The organism is Paenibacillus sp. SEL3, from assembly GCF_054602585.1.
In genome coordinates, this window is sequence record NZ_CM137725.1 from 3,720,938 (window position 1) to 3,737,639 (window position 16,702).

A 16,702-nucleotide genomic window follows, 5' to 3' on the forward strand; every position below is an offset into this window, starting at 1 on the left:
TGAAGGGGACGATTCCGCACAGATTTTATCTGCGGCGGGCGTCCTTTTTTGTATGGACAACGCTTCTAATGTAGCTGAATAGAATAACCGATACAAAAGATAGACGTTATTGAAAAGAGCGGAGGATTTATGAAAAAACAGGGTGTTTTATTTTTTATTATACTTCTGCTTGCGGTTGCGTTACCAGTGTATCCGTTAGTGTCGGGTGTTTTATCCGGGAACAGTCATTGGAAAGCTCATAACGGTATTATTGATTTGCGTAATTGGGACCCTCATAAGGAAGGCCCTGTACAGCTGGGAGGGGAGTGGGAATTTTACCCTAATCAGCTTGTGCAACCTTTATCCTTTCATGAAATGCAACAAGATAAGGATTGGGAAAGTCATCAGAGTTCTTCAGAGTTGGGGATGGAAACGAGATCTTCTGCCAAGATTGTGGATGTGCCAGGTAGATGGAATCAGTGGATGCCTAAGGGACAGGCGACCGGATATGGAACCTATCATATCCGTGTGCTGTTGCCTGAAAAAGCGGAAAATCTGTACGGCATCTATATGCAAAACATTCGCAGTGCCAGCCAAGTATGGATTGACGGAGAAAACGTCGGAGCGAGTGGTATTCCCTCTGTTTCTGCCGACAAGGGTAAGCAGGGCAATGTTCCCTATGTTGGGTTTGCATCGGTAGATGGACATTCGGCTGATATTACCGTGCATGTGGCTAATTATAGCTATTCCTCTGGTGGGATTATTTATCCACTGTTATTTGGGGATTACGAGAGTATTACGCATAGCCGGGAAGTTGCAATGGCAGAGGACACCGTACTGATCGCAGGATTTTTTATTCCTACCGTATTTTTTATCATGCTATACCTTTTGCGTAAAAAGGAGAAGGCATTACTTTACTTAGGATGCTTTTGCATCGCGGCTTTATTTTATATTCTGACACATGGAGAAAAGCTGCTGGTTTGGGGAATACCGGATTTACCTTATGAATGGGTACTGAAAATACAGTCGTTCTCGTCAACGCTGTTCTACTATTTTCTGATCCGCTATGTTCATCTTTCGACGCAGATTGTTATGAATCGGATCGTGCTGCGCTTCTATCATATTACAACCGCACTGATGCTGGGTATGGGGCTATTTTTGCCTACATTGGTACTCTCATCCTTTGAATTGTTTATTCTTCTTTTTGGTGTAGTCAGTGTGGGATACGTGTTACTAATCTTGATTCGTGGGCTTCTTCAACAGACGGATGACGCTGCACTGCTAGTCATTAGTATTATGAGCATTCTTATGATTGTAGTGACTAGTTTTGTGTATATTCTGGGCTGGGGAGATGTACGTGGGGTGACAGCCTATGAAATGCTCATATTCGTATTGGCTCAAACGCTGCTGCTGGCCAAACGTTTTGTACATTCGTTTATGGAGGTTGAGAACCTGTCACGACGATTGCTCACACTGGATGGGTTGAAAAACGAATTTCTGGCGAACACGTCACATGAACTGCGCACTCCTCTGCATGGAATTATTAATATCGCTCAATCCATGCTAGACCGCTACGGGACACAATTCAATGAGCCGCAAAAGCACAATTTGGCCTTGATTGCGAATGTAGGACGCAGACTTTCTTATTTAATTAACGATATTCTGGATTTTTCTAATTTGAAAAATGGCAGATTAGCCTTAAATCGTCGGCCTGTCAATGTACAGGCAGCTGTGAATTCCGTGCTGGAGGTATTGGGGCATACGGTGGGTAAGAAAAAGCTTCAATTCGTCAAAGAATGGCCCAGTTCGTTGCCCAAAGTAGATGCGGATGAGGATCGGCTGATTCAGATTTTATACAATTTGTTGGGTAATGCGGTGAAATTTACGGAGGAAGGCAAAATCGTAATCTCTGCCAAAGCGGGGACCCGTGAAATGGAAATCAGTATAAAGGATACCGGCTCCGGTATTGCCCAGGAGCATCTTTCGCATATATTTGAACCTTTTAACCGAGGGGCGAATGCTGAGGATGAAGGATACAGTGGGACAGGGCTTGGATTAGGCATAGTCCGTCGTCTGGTGGAACTGCATGGGGGTCATATCCGGGTAGAATCTAGATTAGGTAAGGGTTCGACCTTTTATTTTACACTGCCCTTGGCGCAGACCGGAACGTTGGGACATGAAGCTCAAAAAGATGTTTCGCCTGCGGTTATATTGCAGCCTGGCGTGACGTCGGGTCAGAATGTGATTCCGCATGAAGAGGATGCACTGGAGCGAGTCCAGACTGTCCCTTACAAAGTGCTGGCTGTAGATGACGACGAGGTTAACCTTCGGGTACTGGAGGAACTATTATATGCCACAGGTTGTAGCGTGGTGGCTGTGGATCATGCCGAGGAGGCACTTCACATGCTGAATGGCCGTACCCGATTTGACCTGGTCATTACGGACTGGATGATGCCGGAAATGTCCGGTATTGAGCTGTGCCGACGGATAAGGGAACGGTATTCCCTGTCCGAGCTACCGGTGTTGCTCCTGACGGCACGCGATCTGCCCGGCGATATCCGCGCAGGTTTTATGGCCGGAGCGAATGATTTTCTACGTAAGCCTGTTGATGCTGAGGAATTAAAGGCACGTGTGCGCACGCTGCTGAACATGCGCCATTCAGCGGAGGAAGCGGTGCGTTCTGAAATGGCCTTTTTACAGGCACAAATCAAGCCGCATTTTCTGTACAATGCCTTGAATGTCATTGTTTCGACCGTAGCCGTAGACCCGGACAAAGCAGCGGAGCTGCTCATGGAGCTAAGCCAGTATTTGCGGGGGAGCTTTGATTTTCAGAACAGGGAGAATACGGTACCGTTATCCAAGGAGCTGGAATTGGTAGAATCGTATGTGGCACTGGAAAAAGCACGATTTGAAGAACGTTTGCAGGTAACCGTAGAGGTAGGGAGGAACATCCGGTCGCTCATCCCGCCGTTAAGTATTCAACCCATCGTGGAAAATGCGATACGGCATGGTGTGATGCAACGGGCAACAGGTGGAACCGTGCGAGTGGTTGTACAGGAGGATGGAACCGATTTTGTGGTCAGCGTGACCGATGACGGCGTAGGGATTCCACCGGAGCGACTGGAACAACTGCTGTCGGAGGATCATATATCTTCCAGCGTGGGACTGCGTAATATCCATCGCCGTCTTATCCATATGTATGGAGAAGGATTGAGGATTGAAAGTAATCCTATGCAAGGGACGACGGTAAGCTTCCGTGTGCCGGAAACGATTTCGCCCCGGAATACCGATGAATAAAAAAAGTACAGTACATTCGTCGGAAAAGCTAATGTCACGCCCGCGACGATACGATATATAAAATATAAGAAATTAAAATTCGTAAGGATAAAGCAGATAGCATGTAGATAGAGCATCATGATGGATGGTTGCAGCAGGAAGGGAGCACGGACACAAATGAAGGCGATTTTGATTGATGATGAGAGGTCGGCATTAACCTACTTGGAACGGTTGCTGGAGGCGGACGGACGGTTAACGGTAATGGGGAAATATACGTCTGCACAAGCGGGGCTGGATCATCTGGCGTCAGAACGTGCGGATATTGTTTTTATAGATATCGGAATGCCAGAGATGAACGGTCTGGAGGCCGCCGAGTGGATTCAACAGCTGGATTCCCATATTCATATCGTCTTTGTGACCGCGTACTCGGAATATGCTATTGAAGCGTTCGAGCTGCAAGCACTGGATTACTTGTTAAAGCCCGTTCATGCCCGGCGGCTATCCAAAACGATAGATCGGATTGCAGCCACGCTGGCTGATTCCCGTTCCTCCAGCTTGGGAGTTGCAGCAGAGCAATCCCCCAAGGTACGTTGTTTTCAAAAGCTTGAAATTTTGGAGGTTGGACAGGAAGCCGTAGGAGCGAAACCACTCAAATGGCGCACGTTAAAGTCACAGGAGCTATTTTCCTTTTTACTACACCATGAAGGGGAATGGGTGAGCAAAGAACAATTGCTGGATGCGCTGTGGCCTGAATATCATTTGGACAAGGCTGTTGTTCACCTGCACACGTCCATTTACCAAATTCGCAAGGCGTTGAAAGAACGGATGCAAGATACAAAACTAGAATACAATCTGGATCGCTACCGCTTGAACCGCAATGGCTGGATTACAGATGTAGAGCTATTCGAGCGGGGAATATCCGAATGGGCTGCATCCGGTAGCGGCGGTACGCCGCGTATTGATAGCCTGTTGGCTCTATACCGTGGCAACTACCTGGAGGAGCACGATTACCCGTGGGCGTATGCAAAAAGGGAGAAGCTGCGCAGTATGTATCTGGCATGTGCTTCTGAGCTGGCGAGAGAAGAGCTTCGCTCAGGTCGTACCCGGCAGTCTGTTCAGCGCTTGCTCAGCCTACAGCAGCGGGAGCCGTACTCAGACGATATCTGCAGTCTGCTGCTGACCGCCTATGCCCAACTGGGCGATTATACCGCTGCGCAAAAGCATTATGAAAGCTTCGTCAGAATATTGGAAGATGAGTTGGGTATTGAACCGCAGCAGGTGACGCACCAGTTGTACGTGCAATTAAAAACACAGACGCTACCTGCGTAAACGGCTGTACTGGCTCAGGTCGTATGAATAGGCCAACCAGAGATTACTGGTTGGCCTATTCTATTGGAGATTCTACGAGGGAGGCAGCCGGGAGAATGTGATAGCGCTGCTTTTTAGTTTTCACAACCGCTTGCTGAAGTTTTAATACACTTTTCTCCTGGCGGAGGATAAATACCCCAATTCTTCACGGTATTTGGCTACCGTTCTGCGTGACAGCTCTAGTCCTTCCTTTGCCATCCGCTCTGTGATTGCCTGATCTGAAAATGGTTTTTGCTTCTCTTCACTGTCGATAATCTGCTTTATCCGCATTTTTGCGCTCTCTGATGAAGTAGCATCCCCGTCTTTCGATCCTAGGGCGGAGGTGAAGAAATATTTGAGTTCAAACAATCCACGGGGCGTCTGCATGTATTTATTACTGACCGCCCGGCTGATCGTGGATTCATGCAGGCCGGTTATTCCAGCAATCTCCTTTTGGGTCATCGATTTCAGATGATAAACGCCATGCTCAAAAAATTCCCGTTGCCTATCAACAATAGCCTGGGCCACACGCATCAGGGTCAGGCGGCGCTGCTCAAGGCTATGAATAAGCCATAATGCTGTATTCATCTTCTCACGAAGAAATCGTTTCTCTTCCTCCATCGCCGGCTTTCGAAGCATACTTTGGTAAAAAGGATTAATCCCGACGCGTGGGACTGTGATATCATTAACTGTCACAACGTAGTCGTTTTTGGATTTCTCCACTGAGATATCTGCTATATGATACTGGCGTTCATATGGAGCAAATGCCGCTCCCGGACAAGGATTCAGCTTACGTATCTGATCGGTCATTTGTTGTACCATGTGAATGTCGATCCCTAGAGCATCCGCGATTTTTTGTATGCGGTTACATGAAAGATTGACCATGTGATGTCGCACGATTTCTTCCAGGTAAACATCATCATTCCCGGCATATCGCAGCTGCAAAAGAAGACATTCCTCCAGACTGCGGGCAGCGATTCCTGCCGGTTCAAAGCCTTGGATCAGGGCAAGTATATTTTCAACCTCATCGGTGGGGACGTCAAGTATTCCGGCAGCTGTATTTACATCCAGCTCAAGGTAGCCTTTTTCATTTAAATTCCCAATTAGAAACATGCCAATCATCTGTTGTAGTTTGGATAGCCCGCGGACCATCCCAAGCTGCGCTTTGAGATGTCTATATAAATTATCTGCGGGATTAGAGACAAAGTCCAGAAGGTCTACCGGATTATCATTTTTTCGTAGCGAATATTCTTCTTCTGTGTTGATTCTTTCGATGGACATATCGATCTCTGCCAAGTCAATGATCGGATTTTCATTTGCTTGCTCATGAAGATATGACATTAGATCGACCGAAGAATATTGAAGAATCGTGATGGCTTGTCGTAATTCTGGAGTTATAGCCAGCCTGAATGTTTGCTCTTGCTGTAATCCGTAGCGTATCATTTTATCTCAGCTCCTTACTGGGAAACAAAAATAACTTTTTATGCAGCTTATTCGTGAAGCTTATGCAATTATACTGCCAACCTTTGATCTTGGAAAAGAAGTGAATGGAATGGGCTGAATTTGAGTTTTGGATAGATTCAATAAAAAGGGTATCAGATTAATGATTAACTTGTCAGTTTATTTTCTTGTAGAGGATTATTTCTTTTTTTATATACTAATTAAATAAGAACTAGTCAGCATGGGGGAATACCGTGAAACGAATTGATGAGATCTTAGAGTATATTGCCAATGGGACAAAGAAACTGTCAGTAGAGGCCTTGCAGGACGGCGGTGGAATTACGGCTGCGGAAATAGCCGATCAACAGAATATGTTAAGAAATAATGTAAGCAAGGAGCTTAATAGCCTACTTCGCGCCGACTTGATTATTAAAATCAAGGGGAGACCCGTCAAGTTTTTGCACAAGCAGGTGATCGAGGAGACCTTTCGGGTTCAGCTTAAAGAGAAACAAATCCAAGTCAACAGTATTCATGAAATATTGTTGCCTGGAGAGCAAGTGGATCCGTTTCACGCCTTAATTGGTTTCATGGGGAGTATGAGGAACCAGGTTGAGCAGGGAAAAGCGGCAATATTATACCCGCCGAAGGGCCTACATACGCTGATTGTGGGACAGACTGGCGTTGGAAAAACAATGTTCGCTAGGTTGATGTATAATTATGGGAAATATATGAAGCGCTTTTCAGAGCAAGCACCGTTTATCGTATTTAACTGCGCTGATTATTACAATAACCCTCAGCTGCTACTTTCCCACATTTTTGGTCATGTAAAAGGAGCATTTACCGGGGCTGATCGGGAGAAAGAGGGGCTGGTCGAGAAAGCGGATGGGGGCATTCTGTTTTTGGATGAGATTCATCGGCTGCCCCCAGAAGGCCAAGAAATGATATTTTATTTCATGGACACGAACAGTTACAACAAATTGGGCGAGTCGGAGCGCAAGCGGGAAGCGAATGTGCTGCTCATCGGCGCTACGACCGAAGATCCCGGTTCTTCCATGCTGAAAACCTTTATCAGACGGATACCGATTACGATCAACATTCCTTCCTTGCAAGAGCGAACTGTTGAAGAGCGGTTTTTGATCCTGAAGCATCTCTTTGCAAACGAAGCCCATCGTGTGAACAAGCCTATTAGGGTTGAATTGGAAACTGTAAAAGCACTGATTGGCAGCGTAACCTATGGAAATATCGGACAGTTGAAATCGAACATTCAGCTTGTGTGTGCCAAAGGATTTTTGAACAGCATACATGAAAATAAGGAAGAGATTGAACTTGATTTTAAAATTTTGCCCGGAAATATCAAGGAAGGTCTATTTAATATGGGGAAGAACCGCAAGGAGATTGCCGAAATGGAGATGGTCAACTCCTCGCTGTATATTACTCCTGAAGGCAGCAAAGGAATGGATGAAGTAGACGCTTTTGAACTGCCGTTCAACTTGTACAAATTGATTGAAGACAAGATAGGGATGCTCAAAGAAGAAGGACTCGACGACAGTTTTATCAATAAGTTTATTACTACAGATGTCAATATTCACATCAAAAGCTTCTATAACCGATTTTATAACATCAAAGGGGGAAGGGAACGGATCCTTAAGATCGTAGGCAGAAATATCCTAGAGTTCGCTGAACAGGTGCAAGAGATGGCTCAAAAAGAATTGAACAGAAATTACAGCGACAGGTTTGTTTATGCCTTCAGTCTTCATTTAAGTGCTTTTTTAAAGCGAATCCGGGAGAAAAAATATGTCAGTAAACAAATCTATGAACCGATGAATGATCAGGATGAAGAATACAGACTGGCACTTATTATCAAGGATTTGATCGAGTCCAAGTTTGAAGTCAACGTACCCGATGCCGAGACTACCTATGTGGCGATTCTTCTGAAATCGGTAGAAGAGGAGCACCAGGGAAATGTGGGAATCATTGTAGCTGCACATGGCAACAGTACGGCAAGCAGTGTCGTTAGCGTTGTCGACAGCCTGCTGGGGAGCTCAAATATTTGCGCAGTAGACATGCCTTTGGATGTTAGCCCCAGAGAAATCCTGGAAGTTATTGTGGAAAAAGTGAGGGACATTGACAATGGCAGAGGCGTATTGCTGCTGGTTGATATGGGCTCCTTGCTCAATCTTGAAGCAACCATTATGGAACGTGTCGGGATTAAGGTGAAGACTATCGATATGGTTTCAACCCCGCTTGTGTTGGAGGCTGTGCGAAAGGCCAGTATTTTTGATATGAATATAGAGGAAATTTATCAATCTTTGAAGGATTTTCGTGGATATAACACTGGAAATGCTGGAGTGAAAGCGGAAAAGACCAGTAATAAGGTAATCGTGACGGTCTGTTCCTCCGGCAAAGGTGCCGCCGCCAAGCTAAAGGAGTTTGTAGAGAAGGTTGTTTATGACTTAACCGAAGAGAAAATAGTTGTTGTACCGGCAAAGGTCAGGGAATTGGATAAAGTGGTGAAGGATTTACGGGCCAAGCATACGCTTCTTGCGGTGATTGGGGTTAAGCGGCCAAGCGAGCTCAATGTACCGTTTATCCCTTTGGAAAAACTGATCGAGGCAAGCGGTGAACAGGCATTAAGAGAATTGTTGCTCAACAATCAGTTGCCTGTTATGCATGAACACGGAAGCGTGATCGTAAGAGATCTATGTGAGGATACGCTAAAGGAGTTTATGACTTATTTGAATCCTCACAAAATTTTGGGGATTTTGATGAAATTTATCGAGCAGCTGGAACAGGAACTGGAGGCTGATTTCCATTATGCAAAGAAGGTTCAGCTTGCTGTTCATACGGCTCATGCGCTGGAACGAATGGTCATTGGAGAAGGGCTAGTGTATCAGGAGGATGTATCCTTGCTTGACCAACAATTGCTCCATGTGGTGAACCGTTCCTGCAATATATTTGCCTCCAGTATTAACATTAAGCTGACTAATGATGAAAAATATTATATTTGCGAAATCCTAAGCGAAGTATATAACTGTATCCCCAAGTAGTGGCGCAAGTGTATAAAACGATGCTGGATGTGTATTAATCATGCGGATAAGGATAATAAGTAGTTGATGAGAAAAGGCCAAATTCCCGGAGCAGCCGAGGGTTTGGTCTTTTTTTTTGATAGTTAATCGCATCATACAGAATCTTGGCATGAGACTTGCATATAAGTATAGGCGAAGGATGCAAGGAGGGGGTGAAACAAATGATAGGTGTTATTGTTGGCACTCATGGAAAATTTTCTGAAGAGATCCTAAGATCCACGGAAATGATTTTTGGCCATCTGGAAAATGTGGTGGGTGTAACGTTTGAACCAGGTGAAAGTGTTAACGGACTTGTTGAGAAGTACAAAGCGGCCTTGGAAACAATTGATTGGACGGACGGATTGATTTTTCTCGTCGATTTGTTTGGTGGCAGTCCCTATAATGCGGCCAGTAGGATTGTGGCCAGGTATGAAAAAATGGACATTGTAACAGGGGTAAACCTGCCAATGATCGTAGACCTGCTGACTAATAGAGGGCTGGAGAACGTGGAGAATCTAAGTGATCTGGCCATCCGTGCGGGTCAGGATTCAATGAAGTCTTTTCGTGTCATCCGGGACATACAAACAGAGGAGGAATTATAGGTATGGAAATATCATTTGTTCGTATTGATGACCGTCTGATTCATGGTCAGGTAGCTACGGTGTGGGTGAAGGAAACGAAGTGTAACAAAATTATCGCCGTCAGCAATGAGGTCGCTGCGGATACGCTGCGCAAAACCTTATTGTTACAAGTGGCGCCGCCGGGGATTAAAGCTTACGTTGTCACGATTGCGAAAGCGATTGAAGCTTATAACAATCCTAAATATAACGATTTCAAGACCTTGTTCCTGTTTACCAATCCCACGGATGTACTGCGGGTTGTAGAAGGTGGGGTACCGTTTACATCGGTAAATGTAGGTGGAATGTGCTTCAAAGAAGGCAAAACACAAATTACCGGAGCAGTGTCCGTAGACAAGCAGGATGTAGAGGCATTTTATAAATTGCACGAAAAGGGGATAGAGCTGGAGATTAGAAAAGTGGCCAGTGATCCTAAAATTAATTTGATTAACAAGCTCCAAAATGTCCAGTTTTAACAACACGTACGCATAAGAGAGGGGGTCAAACATGAGTGTTTTTGAAATCGTAATGGTCACGCTAGTTGCAGCCATTTGCGGAATGGGCAGTGTTTTGGATGAAGGACAGACTCATCGTCCTATAGTTGCGTGTACACTGATCGGTCTGGTCCTGGGAGATCTCAAAACCGGTATTATTCTAGGCGGTACGCTGGAATTGTTGGCTTTGGGCTGGATGAATGTCGGAGCGTCCATGGCTCCGGATGCGGCTTTGGCCAGTGTAGTCTCAACCATATTGGTTATTGTCGGGCACCAATCGATCGGTGCGGGAATTGCCGTTGCGATTCCGATTGCGGCTGGCGGACAAGTGTTAACTATCTTTGTTAGAACGGTTACCGTGTTCTTTCAGCATCTGGCAGATAAATATGCCGAATCTTCAAATTTCAAAGGAATTGAATTATGTCACTTCATAGCCCTCCTTCTTCAGGGATTACGCGTCGCTTTGCCTGCCGTATTGGTGGCTATTGCAGCAGAAACCGGTCTGGTTACGACTTTGCTGGACGCGATCCCGGAGGTCATTACAAAAGGGCTGCAAATTGCTGGGGGATTCATCGTCGTTGTAGGGTATGCCATGGTTATTAACATGATGGCAGCCAAATATCTGATGCCTTTCTTTTTCTTGGGCTTTGTCATCGCGGCATTTACAAGCATCAATCTGGTTGGCTTTGGAATCATGGGGGCGGTTCTGGCTCTGCTGTATATCCAGCTCAATCCCAAATATAGCCATCGCAAAGATCAAGTGGGTGAAATTGAAGAGCTCTAAAGAAATTCTTAATGAAAGAGTGGGGTACTATGGAAGAAAAAAAGTTGACCAAAAGCGATTTAAACAAAATGTTTTTCCGTTCATGGTTCCTGCTGGGCTCGTTTAACTTTGAGCGTATGCAGTCGATTGGTTTTTGTGTCACCTTGATTCCGGCAATCAAGCGGCTATACAGCAAGAAGGAAGACCAAAAAGAAGCACTAAAGCGGCATTTGGAGTTTTTTAATACTCAACCGTTTATCTCTGCACCGATTATGGGGGTAACGGCCGCTATGGAGGAGCAGAAAGCCAATGGCCAGCCGATTGATAATGCTACCATAAGTGGTGTGAAAGTTGGCTTAATGGGACCTTTGGCTGGAGTAGGGGACCCTATTTTCTGGGGAACATTACGCCCCGTTCTGGCTGCATTAGGAGCTTCCATTGCGTTGTCCGGAAGCGTTATCGGGCCTGTCCTATTTTTCTTGCTTTTTAATGTTATTCGCCTGGCCACTAAGTGGTACGGACTGAAATACGGCTACCAAAAAGGGACGGAGATTGTGTCCGACATGTCCGGAAACCGGCTGCAAAAGCTTACGGAATCGGCCTCCATCCTGGGACTATTTGTTATGGGCGCCCTTGTATCCAAATGGACTACTCTGAATATACCACTCGAAGTATCCCGATATACCCGTTCGGATGGAGTAGAGGTTGTTACGACGATACAGATGATTCTGGATCAATTGATACCTGGTCTGTTACCTCTCTTGCTGACTTTTTTATGCATGAGACTGCTCAAAAAGAAAGTGAATGCTATAGCTCTGATTTTTGCTTTATTCGCAATAGGAATTATTGGATACGCTCTTGGTGTATTGGCTTAAGCAATTTGTAAAGTGATCCGGTCAAGCAGCCGTCTCTGACCGGCAACCTGCCGCTTAACTTGTAAACGCTTTAAATTTTACGGATTAAAATATTCAATTATCTACAAGCGAATCTGCTAGCGTTCAACGATAGTCATGAAAGGCTGCTGGCTTGTTGATAGCTGATATAAGCAATGATTCTATATCATCAATCACTACAGGCTCAATGATGGTTTAAAGCCACATTGAGCCTGTAAAAGCAGGTTCCGCTCTTTTGCTGTTAGTATGTTCGTTGCAATTTCTTGGAGGAGCTTTCCAGCTCGGGTACTAACAGCCTCTTTTCTCTATGATCTGATATTCGCCGAGACCTGTTTTCTTCAGCGGCATATGCATATAGCATATCTCTCCACAGTTGGGTCATATTGAGAGGTTTATGAAGCCATGAAGACTTAAGGAGGCCACTGCATTGGGAAAAAGGAGACGAACTGGCTTTAAGGGCAAAAGAATTAGGGTGGACGTTAGACAATCTTCTTCAGCTCAAACAGGGCAAGGCGGCAATCCCATTTCTATCAATGCTTCAGACGTTGGGGTAGTAAGAACAGATGTTAAAAACAAATAATCGACTTGGATAGAAGCTCATATTTAACGTAAAAAGACCACCAGGAACAAGTTAACTATCTTGTTCCTGGTGGTTTCGCTTTTTTTGCCGTATTCGGCAGGTACTTTCATCAGCATCCGCGTCTACATAGCCTATGCCTTGCTTTGCGTCTTGTTGTCGACTTCTTTTGCAGAGTTGATTGATCGCACAGGCGTTGCCTTCAGCACAGCATATCCGTAAGGAGGAAGCTCGGCATGCAGTCCCTTCGGTCCTACGGACCACTGGCTTTCGCCAAAGGCTAATTGCCATTCCTGCTCAGGAATGTCCAATTCAAAAACGTGATCCTCATCGGAACGATTGAGCAGCACGAGCAGCACTTCTTCCCCGCTGCGGCGCTCGTAGGCAAGTGAGGCACCCTCCGGCTGTGCCTCCAGGAAAGTGATGCTTCCTTGGTCACGGAGGACCGGGTGCCCCTTACGAAGCGCAATCAGCTCGCGGTAAAAGTCGAACAGCTCGTGGTCCTGCTTATCGGCATCCCACTCCATGCACTGGCGGCAGCCTGGATCGGCATCTCCATCCAGGCCGATCTCATCGCCGTAAAAAATGCAGGGTGCGCCCATATACGTGAACTGGAACAAAGCAGCCAGCCGCATCAGTCGCTTGTCGCCCCCGCACAGCGTCAGTAGGCGCGGTGTATCATGGCTATCCAGCAGATTGAAAGCAACCTCGGATGCTTGCTGTGGATAGCGGGCCAGCTGTCGTCCGATGGCGTAGGCAAAGCTTTGGGCATCGGTCGCTTTTTTGACGAAGAAATCATTCACGGCGTAGGTGAACGGATAATTCATCGTTGCATCGAATTGGTCCCCCTGAAGCCATTCAGACGATTCATTCCACATTTCACCCAAAATGTACGCATCCGGATTGGCCTGCTTGACCGTAGTGCGGAATTCCCGCCAAAAGGCGTGGTCCACCTCGTCTGCCACATCCAACCGCCAACCATCGATGCCGATTTCTTCGATCCAGTGCTTTGCCACATCCAGCAGGTACTTTTTTACCTCAGGATGTTCGGTGTTCAGCTTGGGCATCATCGGTTCCAGCCCGAATGTATCGTACGTCGGTATGCCATCCACCACTTTCAGGGGAAAGCTATGTACATGGAACCAGTCCTTGTAAGGCGAGGCTTCGCCTTTTTCCTGGACGTCGACGAACGGTTTAAAAGTACGCCCTGAATGGTTGAACACCGCATCAAGCAGCACCCGAATTCCTCGATCGTGGCAGGCATCGACCAGTTTTTTTAATGTCTTTTTGTCCCCGAAATGTGGGTCCACCTCCATATAATCCTCTGTATCATATTTATGATTGGTCGTCGCCTTGAACACAGGAGTCATATATATGGCGTTAATCCCCAGCTCGTTCAGGTGGTCCAGGTGATCCAGAATCCCCTGTAGATCGCCACCGAAAAAATTGTCTCTTTGTGGGGTTCCACCCCATGTCTCTGCACCTTCTGGGCTGATGGATGGGTCACCGTTCGCAAAGCGTTCCGGGAAAATCTGATAAAATACCGCATCCTTCACCCATGCGGGTGGCTTCAGAATATCAATCGGGTTCAAAAACGGATATTGGAACAGTTTATCTGCATTTTCGGGTTCTTGGGTAGTAAAGTCGTCCTCGTTCATCCAAATACGTTCCTCACCGTCTTCTAGCAAAAATCCATATTTCAGCCGACGGTGAGTAGGTTTTATACTGCACTCATAGTAATCAAACCTGCCATCAGTAGCGAATTTGGACATCGGGACAAGCTGTCGGGTGCGGTCCCAATCGTATTTATCTCCGGTGAGAGCATGAACGGTGTTCAGGTCATTTTTCTTCGCACGTAGCCGTAGAAATATCGTTTCATCATTATAACCAAAAGCCCAATTGCGTTTCGGGTGATGGTATATTGCTTCCAGCAGCATCGGGTAGGCCTCCTTTTTTCATAAGCATTCAAATTTGAAAATGTGAAGCGTATGTCGTATAAGATAGTTATTAACCTTTTTAAGTGGGTTATGTACCATAAATGCTATAATGCCCATTACATAAAAGAAAAACGATAAGTAGGTGCCCATGATGAAAACAAATGTGTTATACATCGAAGATGACCAGGATATCGGTGCTTGGACGCATCAGTATTTGGAAGAGCGGAATTACGCTGTAGTATGGCTTCGCTGCGGGGATGGGGCTGTGGAGGCAGCCCGTACGTGCCAACTCGTGATTTTGGATGTGATGTTACCTGGTCTGGATGGATTCACCATAGGGAAACGGCTCAAGAAAGAGTACCCGGAGCTTCCCATTCTCATGTTGTCTGCTCGTACCTCCATTGACGATAAACTGCAAGGACTGGATTTCGCCGACGATTATGTAACCAAGCCCTTTCACCCGGACGAGCTCATAGCACGTATGGAGATTTTGCTGCGCCGATCAGGAACCGTGCCCGAAGAATCCTTACAACTGGGGCATCTCTCTGTGTTCTCTCCTGATAACCGTATTGTGAACCGTGATACCGGGGAGGAAATTACACTGACAGGCAAGCAATATCACATTTTTGCTTATTTACTGCGGCATTTGGGCCAGATTATGACGAAAGAGCAAATGTATGAAGCGGTATGGGGAGATCCATATATCGACGGAGACAAAACTTTAATGGTTCACATCCGACACCTGCGCGAAAAGCTGGAGATTGATCCTGCGACACCTCGCATCATTGAGACGATCCGTGGTGTAGGATATCGGGTGAAAGCATAATGAACAGGACGCGCAAGGGTTGGAGGAGGCTGCATCCCAGCTCTAGGCCGGATCAGGGAGGTCGGTTTCGCAGTTCACTGTTGTTCCGTTATCTGGTCATCATTGTGGTTGCTATGATGCTGTTGCCCATTGTGTTGCCTGCTACAGCCTTGATATATAGCGTGTTATTCAATTGGGGGGCGGGGCCCAAGCCTAAAAACGCTTACTATCCCTCTGCTACCCATACCGAAAATAGCTGGCATCGCGAAGCTGTAGCCTTGAAGGGAGCCACACCAGAGCAAATCTCAGTCCATCTGCGCAAAATACAACAAGATATGTTCCCTAAATCCCAAATATTTTGGGTGGATACCGCAGGGTTAACTAGGTTGGAGTTACCGACCCAACCTAACCTGCCAAAACAATGGAACGCTGCGCAGGCTATAGCTTTTATGAAGCAAGCAAGCTATGAGGGGCCGTTTACGGTAGTAGCCTTTATTGGCGGGGGCAAGAATGATGTAAATCAGGGCTATATGGTATTAAAAGTGCCTCGTTCGTTCTTTGAACAGCCACCTACTGATAGTAGTATGTTGATGTACTATTTCTTTTTTATTGTATTGATTTTGGGCGCTTTTATATGCGTATCTCTTCTGTTTTTTGGAGGCATTCGGCGTAGACTGTTGCAGCTTCAGGCCGCCATGTCGCAGCGAGGAGAGGATGGCTTGCCTATTCTTGTTGCCACTGGACGCCCGGATGAAATCGGCAAGCTGGAAGAAGCATTTAATCAGATGGTCGAGCAGTTGGCAGAGAGTCGGGGACGTGAGCGTCAGGAGGAAGAGCTACGGAAGAGACTGGTCGCGGATCTGTCACACGATATTCGGACGCCGCTTACGGTCGTGCGTAGCCATCTGTATACACTAGATGGTGAAAATCTCAGCAGCAGAGGGAAACAGTCGATTACACTAATGGAAAACAAGCTAAAGGACCTTGGGAGTCTGATCGACAACTTGCTGACCTATAATCTCCTATCCAGTGGCAAATACACCATGAATAACACACCGCGTGATATCCTGCGGCTAGTGCGGGAGTGTGTAGCCAGCTGGTATCCGGTGTGGGAGAAGGAGGGCTTTGAAGTGGATATCGACCTGCCTGAGCATAGTATGGTGTGGAATGTCGATGAGCAAGGCTTCCGCCGTTTGCTGGACAATCTCTTTCAAAATGTAGTTCGTCATGCTGCCTCAGGCCGATATATTGGTATTCAAGTTCAGAAGGATAATGGGAGAGAGGCATTGGTCATTGCGGATAAAGGCCCGGGAATGGAGCAACAGTCCAGCGAAAAAGGAGCCGGGATTGGTTTGGCGATTACAGAACTGCTAGCTCGCGAAATGAATTTGGGGAGGGAGATTTTCAGTTCATCAGCCGGGACCCGAATCCGTTTTTTAAACAAAACTTAAACTCAGAGTTCCCTTGGCTTTAAACTTGGCACGTTACGATAGGTGTCGAGGTGAGGAA

Annotated in this window: 12 protein-coding genes; 10 read left to right on the top strand and 2 right to left on the bottom strand. The window is 46.3% G+C overall.

The window, feature by feature from the left end:
* Window positions 1-129 precede the first annotated feature (129 nt).
* Entirely contained in the window at window positions 130-3,276 is a 3,147-nt protein-coding gene (locus tag ACYCS5_RS17165; protein WP_459759828.1) for an ATP-binding protein, read from the top strand.
* 156 nt (window positions 3,277-3,432) lie between these two features.
* The gene (locus ACYCS5_RS17170; protein WP_069010770.1) at window positions 3,433-4,584 is read left to right on the top strand and encodes a response regulator; all 1,152 of its coding nucleotides are present in this window, start codon (window positions 3,433-3,435) and stop codon (window positions 4,582-4,584) included.
* 141 nt (window positions 4,585-4,725) lie between these two features.
* Here ACYCS5_RS17170 and rpoN read toward each other — a convergent pair whose 3' ends face one another.
* Entirely contained in the window at window positions 4,726-6,045 is a 1,320-nt protein-coding gene (gene rpoN, locus ACYCS5_RS17175) for an RNA polymerase factor sigma-54 (protein WP_459759829.1), read from the bottom strand.
* Window positions 6,046-6,296: 251 nt separating this feature from the next.
* Here rpoN and ACYCS5_RS17180 point away from each other — a divergent pair, with 251 nt between their 5' ends.
* The 6 genes from ACYCS5_RS17180 to ACYCS5_RS17205 all read left to right on the top strand — a co-directional run bounded on the left by ACYCS5_RS17180 (window position 6,297) and on the right by ACYCS5_RS17205 (window position 12,454).
* Window positions 6,297-9,089 (top strand): sigma-54-dependent transcriptional regulator, encoded by a 2,793-nt coding sequence (locus ACYCS5_RS17180; protein WP_459759830.1) that lies wholly within the window; start codon window positions 6,297-6,299, stop codon window positions 9,087-9,089.
* A gap of 200 nt (window positions 9,090-9,289) precedes the next feature.
* Window positions 9,290-9,709, top strand: a complete 420-nt coding sequence (locus tag ACYCS5_RS17185; protein WP_013369099.1) for a PTS sugar transporter subunit IIA — start codon at window positions 9,290-9,292, stop codon at window positions 9,707-9,709.
* Window positions 9,710-9,711: 2 nt separating this feature from the next.
* Complete coding sequence (locus ACYCS5_RS17190) at window positions 9,712-10,200, top strand: mannose/fructose/sorbose PTS transporter subunit IIB (protein WP_013369100.1); 489 nt, start codon at window positions 9,712-9,714, stop codon at window positions 10,198-10,200.
* Between the two features lie 31 nt (window positions 10,201-10,231).
* The gene (locus ACYCS5_RS17195) at window positions 10,232-11,002 is read left to right on the top strand and encodes a PTS mannose/fructose/sorbose transporter subunit IIC (protein ID WP_459759831.1); all 771 of its coding nucleotides are present in this window, start codon (window positions 10,232-10,234) and stop codon (window positions 11,000-11,002) included.
* An 11-nt stretch (window positions 11,003-11,013) separates the two neighbouring features.
* A complete protein-coding gene (manZ, locus tag ACYCS5_RS17200; RefSeq protein WP_269203258.1) occupies window positions 11,014-11,856 on the top strand; it encodes a PTS mannose transporter subunit IID in 843 nt (280 codons plus the stop codon).
* 445 nt (window positions 11,857-12,301) lie between these two features.
* Complete coding sequence (locus ACYCS5_RS17205) at window positions 12,302-12,454, top strand: hypothetical protein (RefSeq protein ID WP_176715694.1); 153 nt, start codon at window positions 12,302-12,304, stop codon at window positions 12,452-12,454.
* Between the two features lie 131 nt (window positions 12,455-12,585).
* On the opposite strand, the gene ACYCS5_RS17210 is transcribed toward ACYCS5_RS17205, so the two are convergent.
* Window positions 12,586-14,388: an alpha-glycosidase gene (locus ACYCS5_RS17210; RefSeq protein ID WP_459759832.1), complete on the bottom strand. Its 1,803-nt coding sequence runs from the start codon at window positions 14,386-14,388 to the stop codon at window positions 12,586-12,588.
* 151 nt (window positions 14,389-14,539) lie between these two features.
* On the opposite strand from ACYCS5_RS17210, the gene ACYCS5_RS17215 reads away from it, so the two are divergent.
* A complete protein-coding gene (locus tag ACYCS5_RS17215; RefSeq protein ID WP_459759833.1) occupies window positions 14,540-15,214 on the top strand; it encodes a response regulator transcription factor in 675 nt (224 codons plus the stop codon).
* Window positions 15,214-16,644: a HAMP domain-containing sensor histidine kinase gene (locus ACYCS5_RS17220; RefSeq protein WP_459759834.1), complete on the top strand. Its 1,431-nt coding sequence runs from the start codon at window positions 15,214-15,216 to the stop codon at window positions 16,642-16,644. The genes ACYCS5_RS17215 and ACYCS5_RS17220 overlap by 1 nt, the downstream gene beginning before the upstream one ends.
* Window positions 16,645-16,702: the final 58 nt, after the last annotated feature.

Coding starts and splice junctions, on each gene's coding strand:
- ACYCS5_RS17165 (WP_459759828.1), top strand. CDS start 130: ATGAAAAAACAGGGTGTTTTATTTTTTATTATACTTCTGCTTGCGGTT.
- ACYCS5_RS17170 (WP_069010770.1), top strand. CDS start 3,433: ATGAAGGCGATTTTGATTGATGATGAGAGGTCGGCATTAACCTACTTG.
- rpoN (WP_459759829.1), bottom strand. CDS start 6,045: ATGATACGCTACGGATTACAGCAAGAGCAAACATTCAGGCTGGCTATA.
- ACYCS5_RS17185 (WP_013369099.1), top strand. CDS start 9,290: ATGATAGGTGTTATTGTTGGCACTCATGGAAAATTTTCTGAAGAGATC.
- ACYCS5_RS17190 (WP_013369100.1), top strand. CDS start 9,712: ATGGAAATATCATTTGTTCGTATTGATGACCGTCTGATTCATGGTCAG.
- ACYCS5_RS17195 (WP_459759831.1), top strand. CDS start 10,232: ATGAGTGTTTTTGAAATCGTAATGGTCACGCTAGTTGCAGCCATTTGC.
- manZ (WP_269203258.1), top strand. CDS start 11,014: ATGAAAGAGTGGGGTACTATGGAAGAAAAAAAGTTGACCAAAAGCGAT.
- ACYCS5_RS17210 (WP_459759832.1), bottom strand. CDS start 14,388: ATGCTGCTGGAAGCAATATACCATCACCCGAAACGCAATTGGGCTTTT.
- ACYCS5_RS17215 (WP_459759833.1), top strand. CDS start 14,540: ATGAAAACAAATGTGTTATACATCGAAGATGACCAGGATATCGGTGCT.
- ACYCS5_RS17220 (WP_459759834.1), top strand. CDS start 15,214: ATGAACAGGACGCGCAAGGGTTGGAGGAGGCTGCATCCCAGCTCTAGG.